This window comes from Actinomyces sp. W5033, assembly GCF_051303165.1.
Window position 1 is genome coordinate 58071 of the sequence record NZ_JBPPGD010000012.1, and the last position, 16235, is coordinate 74305.

A 16235-nucleotide genomic window follows, 5' to 3' on the forward strand; every position below is an offset into this window, starting at 1 on the left:
GGGGGGGGTTTTTTTTTTTTTTTGGTTTGTCGTCCGAATCTCCCGACGGCGCCGCGACCAAGACAGCGCGCCTCACAGCGCGAGGTAGTGCTCGTCGTCGACCGGCTCGAGCCACTCGTTGGAGGCGTTCTCACCGGGCACCGCGAGCGTGATGTGGCTGAACCACGAGTCCGCCTTGGCACCGTGCCAGTGCTTGACCCCGGCGCGCGCGAAGACGACCGTGCCGGGCTCGAGGGAGACGGCCGGCGCCCCCTCCTCCTGGTACCAGCCCGAGCCGGCCGTGCACAGCAGCACCTGGCCGCCACCGCTCGTGGCGTGGTGAATGTGCCAGTTGTTGCGGCAGCCGGGCTCGAAGGTGACGTTGTGGACACCGATGACGCAGGCAGGGTCCTCCACCAGGGCCTTGAGGAAGCTCGCGCCGGTGAAGTACTGGGCGTAGGCAGTGTTGGGCTCGCCCTTGCCGAAGACGTTGACGGCGTCGAAGGCGCTAGCGTCCGGGGTGCTGGTGCTCATGCTGGTCCTTCCCGCGCGGCTGGCTGCCGCGCCACAGCCCAGGATAGGCACCGCGGCCCCGCGCTCACACTGCCCCGGGCTCACGCCCCGCGCCCGGTGGCCGCCAGCCGCCCTGCCGGGGGCGACGCGAGCAGCTGCGGGCCGGCGGGATCGCCGTGCGCGACCATGACCGACCAGCCGTGGACCACCTGCGGCCCCGCGAGCACCTTGCCCGTCCCCTCGTCCCAGATGTTGCACTCGGGCTCGGCCCAGGCCGCCGTGTCCACCAGCCGCCGCCACACGAGCCCCTCCCTGGCCGTCGGCAGGGCGAACTCGACCGGCTCGTCGTCCATGTTGACCAGGACCGCGAAGTGGTCGTCCGGGGCGTCGATGACCAGGCTCACGGCCCGGTCGCCCTCCTGCGGCGAGGACTCGCCGTCGGGACGCCGGAACAGGTAGGACACGTCGTCGCCACCGGGCTCGACGCCGCCCCACCGGGCCTGCTGGAGCGCCGGGTGACGCTGGCGCATCCGCATGAGCGCCGTGGCGAAGCGGAACAGCGGGTTGACCGTCGCCGACGGTGAGGCGAGCTCCCCGAGGTTGTCGTGGTAGGCCCAGTCCTCGCCCTCGACCACGCTCACGCCCTGGGGCCGGGACGAGCGGATCATCGCGTAGTTGTTGCGCATGGCAACCGACTCCAGGGCCCAGGGGTTGTTGTTGCCGTTCTGGGTCCGGCCCATCTCGTCACCGGCGACCACCATGGGCACGCCGCGCGAGAGCATGAGCACCGCCCAGAGGTTGCGCAGCCGCTGGCGGCGCAGCACCTGGCTGCCCCCGCTGTCCCAGGACAGGTTGTCGTCGCTGCCGCCGTCGGAGGGGCCGAAGGGCCAGTCCTCGCCGTTGTTCTTCTCCTGGTAGGACACGAGGTCCGCCATGTTGAAGCCGTCATGGGCGACGACGAAGTTGACCGAGCGCTGGGGGCCGTCGTTGTCCTGGAAGTGGTGGTAGTCACCGTTGACGACGTCGATGAAGGAGGCGGTGTTGCCGTCGCCCTTGGTGAAGCGGCGCACCGCGTCCCGGTAGCGGCCGTTCCACTCGCCCCAGCCGCGCGGGAAGTTGCCGACCTCGTAGCCCCACAGGTCCCAGGCCTCGGCGATGACCTTGATACCCCGCTCACGGGCCAGGTCCGCGATGGCGACCAGCAGCGGGTGGTCGGTGAAGAAGCGCCTGAGGCTGCCCCAGTCGTCGGGCTCCGCCTCCTCGGGCAGACGCCCCAGGACGGTGGCGAGGTCAAAGCGGAAGCCGTCCACCCCCATCTGGTCGCTCCAGTACCGCAGCGAGTCCAGGACCAGCGTGCGCGCCGTCTCGGAGGAGTAGTTGAGCTGGTTCGCCGTGCCGGTGGCGCCGTCGACGAGCATCTTGTCGCTCGTCATCTGGTAGTACTCAGCGGTGGCCAGGCCACCGAGGCTCGTGAAGCCGGTCGTGGCGGCGTCCCCGTTCCAGTTGCCGCCCTCGGCCGTGTGGTTGTAGACGACGTCGAGGTACACCTCGAGGCCGGCGGCGTGGAAGGCGTCAACCATCTCGCGGAACTCGCGGGTGGGACCGCCCCAGGAGCGGTCGGCGGCGTAGCGCCGCGAGGGGGCGAAGAAGGCCAGGGTCATGTACCCCCAGGAGTTGGTGGCGCCGGCGCGCCCGGACTCGGAGGCGTTGGTCTCGTGGACGGGCAGGAGCTCGAGGGTCGTGACGCCTGCGGCCTTGAGGTAGGGGGCGAGCATGCCCACGCCCTTGTACGTGCCCTGGTACTCGGCGGGGATGTCCACAACGCCCTCGAAGCCGGGCTCCCCGGCCAGCAGCTCGGTGAGGCGGGCCGCGGAGGGGTGGCCGGTGAGCTGGTCAACCCCGGCCTCGTAGATGACGGTCTGCTCGGCGCGCAGCCCGGGCCGGTCCGGGCGGCCCCCGGTGCCGGGGCCGGCCTGGGGGCGGTCGTCGCTCTGGGCGATGACGACGCCCTTGGGGGCGTAACGACCGGTGTCGATGAGACGGCGGGGCACGCCGTCCACGTCGTCGCCGCCGGTGCCGAACACTCCGCCGTCCACACCGAGGTCGGCCAGGCGGTCGGTGAACAGCGTGTGGGTGACCTCGCGCGAGTACGGGTCGAAGAGGAGCTTGTTGGGGTTGAAGCGGTTGCCGTCGGCGTCGAGGTCGGCGAGGAACCCGGCGTCGGAGCCGGGCACCCAGGCCTCGTCATAGGGCCAGTTGGGCCCCCAGGCGCGCAGCCCGATGAGCGAGCCGGGCCCGAGGCCTGCCAGGCGGGCGCGCCACACGCCGTCCTCACCGCGGGCGGCAGCGAAGGAGGCCACGGCGTCCGCCCCCAGGGCCTGCGGGTAGACCTCGACCTGCAGACGGGTCGCGGCCGGGGCGCAGACGGCGACTGTCACAGCGCCGTCCTCGTCCAGGTGGGTGCCGAGGGGCCAGGCGGCGTCAGCCCAGGTGCTCTCGTCGAGTGCGGTCACATGAGTCATACGGCCATCGTCCCACGCGGGACGTGCGCGTGGGGGCTGCTGTGAGACTCAGAACAGCGCAGGCAGCGTGCCCTCGACGCCCTCGCGCAGCTCGGCGAGGTCGAGCATGAGCGGGCGGCCACAGCCGCCGTCGGCCAGCAGGTCCGTGCCGGAGACGACAAGCATGTCCCCGCCGGTGGTGCCGATGCGGGCCCACGGCACGCCCTCGGCGCCGGCCGCGGCCTCGACCACAGGCACCGCGGCCTCGTGGACGGCGAGGAGCGCGCGCGCCCCGGACTCGGAGAACAGGGCGGTGAAGTCGTCCACGCCGTCGCGGCTCTCAATGGGGGCCAGATCCACGCTCGCGCCCACGCCGTGGCGCAGCACCGCGTCCACAAGGCTCTGCACGAGGCCGCCGGCGGACAGGTCGTGGGCCGCGCGCACGAGCCTCGTGCCGTCGGGCAGGTCCGCCTCGCTCAGCGCCACGAGGACGCGGCCGAGGGCCATCTCCGCCTCCAGGTCCACCTTGGGGGGCAGGCCTCCGAGGTGGTCGTGCACCACGCGCGCCCAGGCCGATCCGTCCAGCTCGTCGGCGGTGGCGCCCAGGGCGATGACCGCCAGGCCCTCCTCGAACCAGCCGGAGGGGTTGGCGCACCGCACGTCGTCCATGACTCCCAGGACGCCGACGACCGGCGTCGGGTTGATGGAGGAGTCGATGAGCCCCTTGACCTTGCCGTGCGAGTTGTACAGGGAGACGTTGCCGCCGGTGACGGGCACACCCATCTGCTGGCAGGCGTCCGCCAGGCCGGTGATGGCCTCGACGAGCTGCCACATGGCGTCCGGGTCCTCCGGGGAGCCGAAGTTGAGGCAGTCGGTCACGGCCCGGGGCGTCGCACCGACGGTGCAGACGTTGCGGTAGGACTCGGCCAGGGCCTGGGCGGCGCCGGTGGCCGGGTCGAGCTTGGTGAAGCGGCCGTTGGCGTCCGTGGAGATGGCAACGCCGCGGCCGGTGACCTCATCGACGCGGACGACGCCGGCGTCGTCGGGCTGGGACAGGGCGGTGTCACCGCGCACGAAGCGGTCGTACTGGTTGGTGACCCAGGCGCTGGAGGCCTGGTTGACGCTGGTGACCAGGGCCACCGCCTGCTCGGAGAGCTCCTCGGCGGTGGCGGGGCGGGCCAGGCGGTCGGAGGAGTCCGCGTTGAGGGCGTCCTGCCAGGCGGGACGGGCGTAGGGGCGGTGGTACGTGGGGCCCTCGTGGGCGACCGTGCGGGGATCGACGTCAACGATGCGCTCACCGAAGTGGTCGATGGTGAGGCGGCCGGAGCCGTTGACCTCACCGATGACGGCGGCCTCGACGTCCCACTTGTCGATGACGGCCATGAAGTCGTCAAGCCTGTCGGGGGCGACGACGGCCATCATGCGCTCCTGGGACTCGCTCATGAGGATCTCGCCCGCGGTGAGGGAGGGGTCTCGCAGGAGGACCTTCTCAAGATCGACGTGCATACCGCCGTCGCCGTTGGAGGCGAGCTCGCTGGTGGCGCAGGAGATGCCCGCGGCGCCCAGGTCCTGGATGCCCAGGACGAGGTCCGCGCCGAACAGGTCGAGGCAGCACTCGATGAGGACCTTCTCCATGAAGGGGTCGCCGACCTGCACGCTGGGGCGCTTGGCGGGCATTCCGTCCTCGAAGGACTCCGAGGCGAGGATGGAGGCGCCGCCGATGCCGTCGCCGCCGGTGCGGGCACCGAAGAGCACCACCTTGTTACCGGCGCCGGAGGCGTTGGCCAGGTGGATGTCGTCGTGGCGCAGGACGCCCACGCACAGGGCGTTGACGAGGGGGTTCTCCTGGTAGGAGGGATCGAACTCGGTCTCGCCGCCGATGTTGGGCAGGCCCAGGCAGTTGCCGTAGCCGCCGACGCCGGCGACGACGCCGTGCACGACCCGGGCGGTGTCCGGGTGGTTGGCGGCGCCGAAGCGCAGCTGGTCCATGACGGCCACCGGGCGCGCCCCCATGGAGATGATGTCGCGGACGATCCCGCCCACACCTGTGGCGGCACCCTGGTAGGGCTCGACGAAGCTGGGGTGGTTGTGTGACTCGACCTTGTAGGTCACGGCCCAGCCGTCGCCGATGTCAACGACGCCGGCGTTCTCACCCATGCCGACCAGCAGGTGCTCCCTCATCTCGGGGGTCACCTTGGCGCCGAACTGCTTGAGGTGGACCTTCGAGGACTTGTAGGAGCAGTGCTCGGACCACATGACCGAGTACATGGCGAGCTCGGCGTTGGTGGGGCGGCGCCCGAGGAGGTCCTTGATCGAGGCGTACTCGTCGTCCTTGAGGCCGAGCTCGCGGTAGGGCATCTCCTGGTCGGGGGTCGCGGCGGCGTCCTGGACCGTGTCCGGGTGCTCGACCGGGCGGAGGTTGTCGACGTCGGCGGGGGTCTTCGCGGGCTCGAGTGCCATGCGGCTGCTCCTGTGGGCAGGTGTGGGAGTGGGCCGCCTCAGAGGATACCCGTGGTCCGGACGGGCCACCCCACCAGCCGGCCCGGGCCCACCGGGACGGGGCGCGGCCGGCACCTGCGCAGGCCCGCCGGGCTCGAGCCACCACCTCAACACACCCCTGAAAGTGCTGCGCATCACAGTCAAACAGGGCAGGATTTCGGCATGAGAACCATCGACGTCGCCCCACTTCCCCTGTCGGACCTTGAGAGCCACCTCGACGAGGTCGCCGTCCGTCGGCTGCACGACGGCGTCGAGGCCGCCCACGCCCTCCTCGACAGCCGCACCGTGTGGACCATCACCCCGTCGGCCGCCGCCTCCTCCGGCCCCGCCGAGACCGTCGCCCCTCTCGTGGGCTACGCCCGGGGGCTGGGCATCGACGCCCGCTGGCTGGCGCTCGACGCCCCCGCCGACTTCATCACCCTGGCCACGCGCCTCAACGACTTCCTGCACGGCACCAGGGGCGACGGCGGCAAGCTGGGGGACAAGCAGCGGGACCTGTACGAGCACGTCCTGGCCTCCAACGCGGACAACGTCATCGAGGACGTGCGCGAGGGCGACGTCGTCATCCTCCACGACCCGGCCACAGCAGGCCTGGCCAAGGCCTTCAAGCGCGCCGGCGCCACCGTCCTGTGGCGGCTGCACGCCGGCGTGGCCGACGCCGGCGAGGCCGGCCAGCACGCCTGGGCCTTCCTGGACCGCTACCTGGAGGACGCCGATCTCATCATCGCCTCGCGCCCGGAGTACCTCCCCCCCTACGTCGAGGAGGAGCGCACGGCCGTCATCGCCCCCTCCGTCAACCCCGACTCCCCCAAGAACCGGGTTCTCGACCTCGACGAGGCCCGCTCGGTGGTGCGCCTGGCGGGATATGTTGCCGGCCAGGCGCCCTTCGACGCCGTCCCCTTCATCCGCGAGGACGGGCGTCCCGACGCCTTCCGCGGCCTGGCCGATGAGGAGGCCTTCGGGCTTGACACGCCCGTGCCCGAGGGTGCCCGGACGATCACCCAGGTGCAGCGCTGGGACCGTCTCAAGGGCGGTAAGGAGCTGCTGGACGCCTTTGCCGCGCACATCGGCCTGCTGCCCACGGACGCGCACCTCGTCATTGCGGGACCGGTGCCCGACCCCCACCGCGAGCCGGCCGCGGTCGCCGTCCTGGAGGAGATCACGGAGAGGCTGGCCACGCTGCCGGAGTCCACGGCGGCCCGGGTGCACGTGCTGGGGATCCCGAGCACGGACCGCGAGGTCAACGCCACCATCGTCAACGCGCTTCAGCGCGTGAGCACGGTGGTCACTCAACGCTCTGTCGTCGAGGCCTTCGGCCTGACCGTGGCGGAGGCGATGTGGAAGAAGGCTCCGGTGGTGGCCTCCGCCGTCGGCGGCATCCAGGAGCAGGTCGAGGACGGCGTCACGGGCTCGCTCGTTCCCGCAGGTGACGACCTTGCGTGGGCGACGGCGGCAGCCGACCTGCTGCTGTTCACAGAGCGGGCGCAGGAGATGGGAGAGGCGGCTCACGAGGCGGTGCGCCGCCGTTACCTGCCGGACCGCCACCTCATCGAGGTGGTGGACGCGATCGCCCGCGCGCTCGACTAGGCGCCGGGCGGCCTCGCCGCCGCGACGGCGGGCCTGCGGGTGGCAGCGGCAGACACGGCAGGAGTTATCCACAGCTCGGGTCCACAGCCTTGTCCACATATGGTTGTGGAGGCCGGGATGACACCATTCTCCCTGTGAGTAGCCGGGACCGGCCCCCTCCCGGGCGGCGCCGCAGCGTCTACCGGACGCCACCCCAGCCTCGCCACCCCCATTACCAGGCTGCTCGCAGCGACGTCAAATCGTTGCTATTCCAACGGTTTCCCACCCCCCACCCTGCCCGGCAGCCACGGCCGCCAGCGTCATTCCGGGCGAAACAAGACGTGCGCTCACCACGGTCACCGGGCCGGCCCTAGGTCCCCCGCGCGAGCCGGACGCACCCGGGGCGTCCACAGTCCTGCGAGATTATCCACAAGGGCCCACCGCACACAGACCGCCCGCCTCGCGAGGTACCGCGCTGCCAGCCTCGGCAAGACAGAGGGCGGCGCCACCCCGGGAAGGAGTGGCGCCGCCTGCCGCTGCGTGGGGCCGACCTTGGCCTCAGGCCCCCACCAGCATGCTGATCGCTGACTGGAACAGCCTCAGGCCATCCGTGCCCGTGCGCGGGCCCGTGGGAGAGTCCGGCCCGAAGCCGGGCTCCACCGCGTGCTCCGGGTGCGGCATGAGGCCCACGACGTTGCCGCGCGCGTTGCGCACACCGGCGATGTCATTGACCGAGCCGTTGGGGTTGAGGCCCACGTAGCGGAACACCACGTGCCCCTCCCCCTCAAGACGCTCGACGTCCTCCGGGGAGGCGATGAAGTTGCCCTCGCCGTTCTTCAAGGGGACGGTGATCTCCTCACCCTGCTCGAACAGGCCCGTCCACGCCGTCGACACCGACTCCACCCGCAGGCGCTGCTCACGGCACAGGAAGCGCTGGTGGTCGTTGCGGATGAGAGCACCGGGCAGCAGGTGCGCCTCGGCAAGGATCTGGAAGCCGTTGCAGATGCCCAGCACAGGCATGCCCTTGCCCGCCGCCTCGATGACCTCGTCCATCACCGGGGCGAAGCGGGCGATCGCGCCACAGCGCAGGTAGTCGCCGTAGGAGAAGCCTCCGGGCACCACGACGGCATCGACCCCGCGAAGGTCCGCGTCCTTGTGCCACAGCGAGACCGGCTCGGCGCCGGCCAGGCGCACCGCACGCAGGGCGTCGACGTCGTCCAGCGTGCCCGGGAAGGTGATGACGCCGATGCGGGCCATCAGGCCTCCTCGCCGTCGGCCCGCACGGACACGACGTCCTCGATGATCGGGTTCGACAGCAGCGTCGAGGCGGCCTCGGACGCGGCCGCCAGGTGCTCGTCAGCCACCGGCCCCTCAACCGTCAGCTCGAAGCGGCGTCCCTGGCGGACAGCGGTGAACTGGTCGAATCCGAGCCGCGGGAGGCTCCTGACGACGGCCTTGCCCTGAGGGTCAAGGATCTCGGGCTTGGGCATGACCTCGACGACGATGCGTCCCATCGGTCCTCCTGGTGACGGGGTGGGAACAGGCAGGTGCAGGGCAAGACTACCCGGCACGACGCAGCCGGGCCCCGGCTGAGGCCGTGAGGCGGGACGCGTCCCGCCTCACAGGGCCAGCGGCGCCCCCGTCAGTCGCTCATAGGCCTCCAGGTAGCGCTCGCGCGTGCGCTCAACCACGTCCTCGGGCAGCACCGGCGGCTGCGCGCCCGAGGACCGGTCCCACCCGGAGCCCGGGCCCGTGAGCCAGTCGCGCACGAACTGCTTGTCGAAGGAGGGCGTCACCCGGCCCTCGACCCACTCGTCGGCGGGCCAGAACCGCGAGGAGTCCGGGGTCAGCACCTCGTCACCGAGCACAAGGGCGCCGTCCGTGCCCGCACCCAGCTCGAACTTCGTGTCAGCCAGGATGATGCCGCGCTCGGCCGCGATGCCGGCCGCCCGCGAGTACAGGGCGAGCGTCACCTCCCGCAGCGCCGTCGCCGTCGGCTCCCCCACCATCTCGACGACCCGGTCGAAGGAGACGTTCTCGTCGTGCTCGCCCAGCTCCGCCTTGGCCGCTGGGGTGAAGACCGGCTGCGGCAGGCGCGAGGCCTCCACCAGGCCCTCAGGCAGGGACACGCCGCACACCGACCGCGAGGCCCGGTACTCCACCAGCCCGGAGCCGGTGAGGTAGCCGCGGGCCACGCACTCCACCGGGTACATGTCCAGCCGCCGGCACACCATCGCCCGCCCCGCGACCTCAGCGGGCACCTGCGTCACCGAGACCATGTGGTTGGGCACGACGTCCGCCAGCTGCTCGAACCACCAGGCGGACATGGCCGTGAGCACCTTGCCCTTGTCCGGGACCGGGGTGGACAGGATGAAGTCGTAGGCGCTGATGCGGTCCGAGGCGACGACGAGCAGCACGTCCTGGCCGGCCCAGGGGCCGCCGTCGGCGGGGACGTAGACGTCGCGGACCTTCCCGGAGGACACGTGGGTCCAGCCGGCGAGGGCAGGGGCAGGAGGGATGACAGGGGCGAGGCTCATAGGCACATCGTGCCACCCGCGGCTCAGCGGCCGGCAGCGATGTCCGTGCGGTACTGGGCACCATCCAGGTGCAGGCGCGAGACGGCCTCGTAGGCGCGCGAGCGGGCCTGGCTGACGTCGGAGCCCAGGGCGACGACGGACAGGACGCGACCGCCGGTGGCCACCAGCTCGCCGTCGTCGTCCAGGCCCGTGCCGGCGTGCAGGACGTGGACGCCCTCGACGGCCTCAGCCTCCTCGATCCCGGTGATGACGCCGCCGGTGGTGACCGTGCCTGGGTAGCCGGGGGCCGCGAGGACGACGTCCACCGCCGCCTGCTCGGACCAGGTGGGGGCGGGGACCTCGCTGAGGGTGCCGGTCGCGCAGGCGAGCAGCAGCTCGGGAAGTGAGGAGGTCAGTCGCGCGAGCACCGCCTGGGTCTCCGGGTCCCCGAAGCGCACGTTGAACTCCACGACCCGCAGCCCGCGGCTGGTCAGCGCCAGGCCGCAGTACAGCAGACCGGTGAAGGGCGTGCCGCGGCGGGCCATCTCGTCCACGACGGGCTGAGCGACCTCACGCACAACCTGCTCGCTCAGGTCCTCGGGCGCCCACGTCAGGGGCGTGTAGGAGCCCATCCCGCCGGTGTTGGGGCCGGCGTCCCCGTCGGCCAGGCGCTTGAAGTCCTGGGCCGGGGTGAGAGGGCGCACGATGGCCCCGTCGCACACGCAGAACAGGGAGACCTCCGGGCCGTCGAGGAAGTCCTCGACGACGACGCGCCCGCCCTCCTTGTCGAGGCAGGCCAGGCCGTGAGCCAGAGCCGCCTGGCGGTCGGAGGTGACGACGACGCCCTTGCCGGCGGCCAGGCCGTCATCCTTGACGACGTGGGGGGCGCCGAAGCGGTCCAGCGCCGCCTCGAGCTCCTGGCGGTTGGCGCACACCGCGGCCTCGGCCGTGGGAACGCCCGCCGCCTCCATAACCTCCTTGGCGAAGGCCTTGGAGCCCTCGAGCCGGGCAGCCTCAGCGCCGGGGCCGAAGACGGGCACGCCCGCCTCGCGCAGGGCGTCGGCGACCCCCGCGACCAGCGGGGCCTCGGGGCCGATGACGACGAGGTCGGCCTTCATCTCCTGGGCGAGGGGAACGATGTCCTCAGCGCTGGTGGCGTCTGCCTTGATGGTGGTGGCCGTGCCGCCAGCGGGAAGCACGACGGTCGCGATACCGGGGTTGCCGGGGACGGCGACGAGCTCGGTGGTGGGGGCGGTGGCGAGGGCGCGGGCGAGGGCGTGCTCACGCGCGCCGGAGCCCAGGAGCAGGATCTTCACGGCCTCAGCCTAGATGAGCACGTCACCGCCGACGAGCCATCACATGGCCATCCCGTGCAGGCACGCCCCGCTGGCCCGCTCCCGCCGTTCCGCTCGACTCCGCTGGGCGCCCTCACGCGGCGGTGTCCTGGAGCGTCAGGTGTCCACACAGCGGACATGGACCGGGCCCTCCGACGACGACGCGGCCGGCGCCCACGCCATCACGCGGTTTCTCACCGGCCGGCCGCCCACCGTCCCGGTCATGTCCGCCGCGTGGACACCCCGGGGGTGGTGCCGGAGAAGGACCCCACCACGGTCGAGGGCCCTGTTCGAGTTGTCCACAGGCCAGCCTGAGCCCTCGCAGTAGTCCGCTTGCCTTCCCCATGCTGTGCGTATGGACAGTGTCAAGGGCGGCGAGGCCATCCTCGCCCGGGTCCGCGAGCACCTCGGAGCCGTGCGACAGGCTGACCTGCGTCTGAGCCGTCAGGGTCGCCGCGTCGTGCAACGGCTTGTCGAGTCGGGCCTGCTGCGTCGTCACCCCGGCGGGCTCATCGCCGAGCCTGGGGTGGACGAGCGCGTCCTCGTCGCGCGTCTTCACCGTGGGCTGGTGACGTGCCTGCACGCCGCCGACCACTACCACCTGCCTGTGCCCTCGCGCCTGGGGCCGGTCCACGTCCTGACCCCCAAGGGCAGCACGGTGGCACGGCTGCACCACGAGCGCCTCCATGAGACCCGCGGGCGCTCGACCGCCCCGCCCCGGTCCTTCCCCGTCGTCAGCGAGGCGAGGTGCGTTGCCGACCTGCTGTGCTGTGCCGAGGAGTGGACGGCGATGGTCGCCGTCGACGCCGCGCTGCACCGGGGGCGGGTCACGGCAGAGCAGATCGCGTCCTACCTTCGCGGTTCACGCCGTCATCTCGGCCGGGTGCGTCTGTCGCGCGCCAGCGCCCGGTCGCGCAGCCCGCTGGAGACGCTGGCACGCATCCAGCTCCAGGACGCGGGGCTCCCAGTGGACGATGGCGTCGTCATCGGCGGGGTGGGTGAGGTGGACCTGTTGGTTGGTGGCGGGCTGGTCATCGAGCTCGACGGCTACGGCTACCACTCGGACCTGTGGACCTTTGAGCACGACCGACGGCGCGACCGCGAGCTGGTGCGTCAGGGCTACACGGTGCTGCGCTTCACCGCCAACGAGGTGCGCTCGGGTCGGATCGTCGGCGAGGTGGCAGGCGTCCTCAGGGCGCGCGGGAGCGACGGGCGCTGACGGCGTGGCCCGGAGGAGCGGCCCCCGTCCGTGTGGAGCGTCAGGTGTCCACACAGCGGACATGGACCGGGCCCCCCGACGACGACGCGGCCGGCGCCCACGCCATCACGCGGTTTCTCACCGGCTGACCGCCCACCGTCCCGGTCATGTCCGCCGCGTGGACACCCCGGGGGATCACCGTCCCGGGACCCGTCGGCCCCCACCGCTGCGAGCGCGGCGCCGGCGCCGCACCAGGCCGTCGCGCCGCTGAAGGGCGTGATAGGGCCCCCGGCGGAGCCGGGGGCCCTATCACAACAGGCTCTCAGAGGCTGAGAGACTCACACGGCTCAGGCCTTGGCGGCCTCGATGCGCGCGCGGAACTTGGCGAGCTCCTCACGGATCGCAGCGGGGACCTTGTCACCGAACTTCGCGAAGTACTGCTCGGTGTCCTCCATCTCGGCGGCCCAGGCGTCCGGGTCGATGTCGTACATCTTGGCCCAGTCGGCGTCCGTGACGTCCGTGCCCTCGAGGTTGAAGTCCTCGCGCTTGGGGTAGATGCCCGTGACGCCCTCGATGCCCTCGACCTCGCCGGCGGCGCGGCGCACGATCCAGTCCAGGACGCGGGAGTTGTCGCCGTAGCCCGGCCAGAGGAACTTGCCGTCCTCGTCCTTGCGGAACCAGTTGACCTGGTAGACCTTCGGGAAGTTCTCGCCGAGCTGCTCCTGGATCTCGAGCCAGTGGCCCCAGTAGTCGGCCATGTTGTAGCCGCAGAAGGGCAGCATGGCGAAGGGGTCGTGGCGCAGCGAGCCGGCCTTGACGTCCGTGGCGGCGGCGGTGACCTCGGAGGCCACGGAGGCGCCGATGAACACGCCGTGGGCGGGCGAGTACTGCTCAGCGACAAGCGGCACGTTGGAGGCGCGGCGGCCACCGAAGAGGATCGCGTCGATGGCGACGCCCTCAGGAGCCTCCCAGTCGGGGCAGATGATCGGGCACTGCGAGGCCGGGGTGGTGAAGCGCGAGTTGGGGTGCGCGGCCTTCTTGCCCTCGGCGGCGTCCGCCTTGGTGAAGTCGTTGCCCAGCCAGTCGATGAGGTGCTCGGGCTGCTCGGCGTCGATGCCCTCCCACCACACGTCGCCGTCGTCGGTGAGGGCGACGTTCGTGAAGATGGAGTTGGCCTTCATGGTCTCCATGGCCATCGGGTTCGTCTTGTAGGACGTGCCTGGGGCGACGCCGAAGAAGCCGGCCTCCGGGTTGATGGCGCGCAGGCGGCCGTCCTCACCCTGACGCATCCAGGCGATGTCGTCGCCGACGGTCTCGACCTTGTAGCCCTCGATGGTGGGCTGGAGCATGGCGAGGTTGGTCTTGCCGCAGGCCGAGGGGAAGGCGGCGGTCACGTGGTACTGCTTGCCGGACTTCTCGTCGGTCAGGCGCAGGATGAGCATGTGCTCGGCCATCCAGTTGTCACGGCGGGCCATGGTGGAGGCGATGCGCAGCGCGTAGCACTTCTTGCCCAGGAGGGCGTTGCCGCCGTAGCCGGAGCCGTAGGACCAGATCTCGTTGGTCTCCGGGAAGTGGGTGATGTACTTCTCCTCGTTGCAGGGCCAGGTGGTGTCCTCCTGACCCGGGGCGAGGGGGGCGCCGACGGAGTGAACGGCGGGGACCCACGGACGGCCCTCGTTGATGAGGTCCATCGCCTTGGTGCCGGTGCGCGCCATGATGCGCATGTTGACCACGACGTAGGGGGAGTCGGTGATCTCAACGCCCAGCTGGGAGATCGGGCCACCGAGGGGACCCATCGAGAAGGGGATGATGTACATCGTGCGGCCGGCGTAGGTGCCGTCGAACTTCTCGTTGAGGATGGCCTTCATCTCGGCCGGGTCGTACCAGTTGTTGGTGGGGCCCGCGTCCTCCTCCTTCTCGGAGCAGATGAAGGTGCGGGACTCCACGCGGGCGACGTCGCTCGGCAGGGAGCGGGCCAGGAAGGAGTTCGGACGCTTCTCGGGGTTGAGGCGGGTGAACATGCCCGACTCGACCATCTCGGAGGTGAGACGGTCCCACTCCTCGTCGGAGCCGTCAGTGAAGTAGACCTTCTCCGGCTTTCCGAGCTCCGCGATACGGATCGCGAACTCGATAACGTCCTCGGGAGCGTTGGCGGGCGCCGCAGCGCGAACGTCCTGGGCGGTCACAGTCATGTGTGAGTCCCTTCCTTGGATTATTGACTCTGGTGGTCAGAGCCAATCCTCTCTCAGATGGGTGCGGCTTTCACCTCCACTTAGGTCCCTAAGAGCGAAATCCGCGCCAACCGGACGCGTGGTCTCTATCACAGGGCGTGAGGCCGCTCCTCCAGGCCGCCCGTCGCGGCTAGCGTCATCCCGTGCCCACCCTGCCCCGACACCGCCCCGCGCTGCGCCGCCACCGCACGCTCGCCCTGACCGGGCTGGCCGCCGCCACCCTGGCGGGCTGCACGGCGCATATGGACATGACGCTGAGCGAGGAGGGCACCTACGACGTCGTCCTCGACATACGCGACTCGACTGGCACCGTCCTGACCGCGGGCACCAGCTGCGCCGACTACGCCGACCCCGCGCTCGTCGGGGCACCCGAGGGCACGAGCGTCACCTCCCGGCCGGTCGGCTCCGACACCGACCCCAGCGGCATCGGCTGTGAGGTGACGATTCGCGGTGTCGCGGTCCCGGAGGCCTCCGCCGTCGGCACCTCACCGGAGGGCTCCACCCCGCTGGTGGTGCGCGACGGCGACCTCTACGTCGTGGACCTCTCGGCACTCCAGGGTGCCTCACAGGCTGAGGTCGCCACCGGGCAGGACGGTCAGGCCCCGCTGGCCGGGGCGGTTGACGCACGCGTGAGCCTCACCTTCCCAGGGGCGGTGGTGGAGTCGGGCGGCGGTCTCGTCGAGGGCAGCACCGTCACGTGGTCCGACGTCGAGGTCCTGTCCTCCGGTGTCTCCGCTTCCGGCTACGCGTCCCGCGGCGTCGGCCTGGGCCTGTGGGACCGCTACTGGGGCTGGGCAGTCGGCGCCGTGGCACTGGCCGGGGCGGGGCTCGGGGCAGGGGCCTGGCACCGCTGGACGCGGACGCGGTGAGCGGCGCCCAGCGGTAGGGGTTGGTCGGGCGCGGCCAGCTGGCACGGTCCGGCTCCCCTTTCTCTACCGCGTGAGGCCCGTCACGAGTACACTCCCGTCATGAGAACCCATTCCCTCCGGCGGCGCCTGGCCGCCGTGGCCCTGCTCCCCGCCGTCCTCGCGCTGGGTGCCTGCGGCATGAAGTACGACATCACCATCCACGAGGGGGAGACGGTTGACGTCTCCGTCCTCATGTGGGGCAGCGGGCTCAGCGAGGAGATGTGCTCCCAGGACAGCACCCTGAGCGACACCGGTTACGCCATGACCTCGACCTTCACCGAGCACGACGGGCAGCCGGCCTGCGAGTCCTCCGCCACCGGACTGACGCTGTCCCAGGTCAACGGCGAGGGCGACGACATCCGCATCACGCACGAGGGTGGCCTCTACGTGCTTGATGCCGACTTGGGTGACGTGGGCGGCCAAGCGAGCAGCTACGCGGAGCTGGACAGTGAGGGGTCCTCGGACTTCGAGTCCACCCTCACCGTGACCTTCCCGGGCGAGGTGACTGAGGCCTCAGGCAACGCAGTCATCTCAGGACGTTCCGTGACCTGGAACCTGCTGGAGGACAGCGGCGCGCTGCACGCCGAGGGCAAGGACTCCGCCGGGCTGGCAGTCGAATGGGTCATCGGCGGGATCGTCGGGGTGCTGGCGCTGGCCGGCGTCATCATCGGCCTCGTCCTGGCCTCACGCAGGAAGAAGGCTTCCGCCACCTTCCCGGCCCAGCCTTACGGTCAGGCACCCCAGTACGGCCAGCCCGCGCAGCCCTACGGCCAGCCGGCCCCGTACGGGCAGGCACCCCAGTACGGGCAGGCGCCCCAGGGCTACGGCCAGCCGGCCCAGTACGGGCAGGCGCCCCAGCCCTACGGTCAGGCACCCCAGGGCTACGGTCAGGCACCCCAGTACGGCCAGCCCGCGCAGCCCTACGGCCAGGCACCCCAGGGCCAGGTGCCTCGCAACGGCCAGGACGCCGGGCCCGGGGGGGGGGGGGGG

At 71.4% G+C, this 16235-nt stretch carries 12 protein-coding genes; 4 read left to right on the forward strand and 8 right to left on the reverse strand.

Going from position 1 to position 16235, the window contains the following annotated elements:
• Positions 1-72 precede the first annotated feature (72 nt).
• The 3 genes from ACSJJR_RS09160 to purL form a co-directional block, all read right to left on the reverse strand.
• Complete coding sequence (locus ACSJJR_RS09160; protein WP_435943111.1) at positions 73-513, reverse strand: cupin domain-containing protein; 441 nt, start codon at positions 511-513, stop codon at positions 73-75.
• Positions 514-593: 80 nt separating this feature from the next.
• The gene (locus tag ACSJJR_RS09165) at positions 594-3014 is read right to left on the reverse strand and encodes an alpha-amylase family glycosyl hydrolase (protein WP_435943112.1); all 2421 of its coding nucleotides are present in this window, start codon (positions 3012-3014) and stop codon (positions 594-596) included.
• Between the two features lie 48 nt (positions 3015-3062).
• Positions 3063-5453 (reverse strand): phosphoribosylformylglycinamidine synthase subunit PurL, encoded by a 2391-nt coding sequence (gene purL / locus ACSJJR_RS09170; protein ID WP_435943113.1) that lies wholly within the window; start codon positions 5451-5453, stop codon positions 3063-3065.
• A gap of 201 nt (positions 5454-5654) precedes the next feature.
• Here purL and ACSJJR_RS09175 point away from each other — a divergent pair, with 201 nt between their 5' ends.
• On the forward strand, positions 5655-7079 hold the full coding sequence (locus ACSJJR_RS09175; RefSeq protein WP_435943114.1) for a glycosyltransferase: 1425 nt from the start codon (positions 5655-5657) through the stop codon (positions 7077-7079).
• A 537-nt stretch (positions 7080-7616) separates the two neighbouring features.
• Here the strand turns inward: ACSJJR_RS09175 and purQ are convergent.
• From purQ to purD, 4 genes are all read right to left on the reverse strand, one after another.
• Entirely contained in the window at positions 7617-8315 is a 699-nt protein-coding gene (gene purQ, locus ACSJJR_RS09180; protein WP_435943115.1) for a phosphoribosylformylglycinamidine synthase subunit PurQ, read from the reverse strand.
• On the reverse strand, positions 8315-8572 hold the full coding sequence (gene purS, locus ACSJJR_RS09185) for a phosphoribosylformylglycinamidine synthase subunit PurS (protein WP_435943116.1): 258 nt from the start codon (positions 8570-8572) through the stop codon (positions 8315-8317). The genes purQ and purS overlap by 1 nt, the downstream gene beginning before the upstream one ends.
• Positions 8573-8677: 105 nt before the next feature.
• Positions 8678-9595, reverse strand: a complete 918-nt coding sequence (locus tag ACSJJR_RS09190) for a phosphoribosylaminoimidazolesuccinocarboxamide synthase (RefSeq protein ID WP_435943117.1) — start codon at positions 9593-9595, stop codon at positions 8678-8680.
• Between the two features lie 23 nt (positions 9596-9618).
• Positions 9619-10890, reverse strand: a complete 1272-nt coding sequence (gene purD, locus ACSJJR_RS09195) for a phosphoribosylamine--glycine ligase (protein WP_435943118.1) — start codon at positions 10888-10890, stop codon at positions 9619-9621.
• A gap of 373 nt (positions 10891-11263) precedes the next feature.
• On the opposite strand from purD, the gene ACSJJR_RS09200 reads away from it, so the two are divergent.
• Complete coding sequence (locus tag ACSJJR_RS09200) at positions 11264-12127, forward strand: DUF559 domain-containing protein (RefSeq protein WP_435943119.1); 864 nt, start codon at positions 11264-11266, stop codon at positions 12125-12127.
• Positions 12128-12453: 326 nt separating this feature from the next.
• Here the strand turns inward: ACSJJR_RS09200 and ACSJJR_RS09205 are convergent, their stop codons facing one another.
• Positions 12454-14298, reverse strand: a complete 1845-nt coding sequence (locus ACSJJR_RS09205) for a phosphoenolpyruvate carboxykinase (GTP) (RefSeq protein WP_435943120.1) — start codon at positions 14296-14298, stop codon at positions 12454-12456.
• Positions 14299-14480: 182 nt separating this feature from the next.
• On the opposite strand from ACSJJR_RS09205, the gene ACSJJR_RS09210 reads away from it, so the two are divergent.
• Positions 14481-15206 carry an LppM family (lipo)protein gene (locus ACSJJR_RS09210; RefSeq protein ID WP_435943121.1) on the forward strand — a complete coding sequence of 242 codons (726 nt, stop codon included), beginning with the start codon at positions 14481-14483 and terminating at the stop codon, positions 15204-15206.
• A 99-nt stretch (positions 15207-15305) separates the two neighbouring features.
• Positions 15306-16235: LppM family (lipo)protein (locus tag ACSJJR_RS09215; RefSeq protein ID WP_435943122.1), on the forward strand; the 930-nt coding region annotated here is incomplete at its 3' end.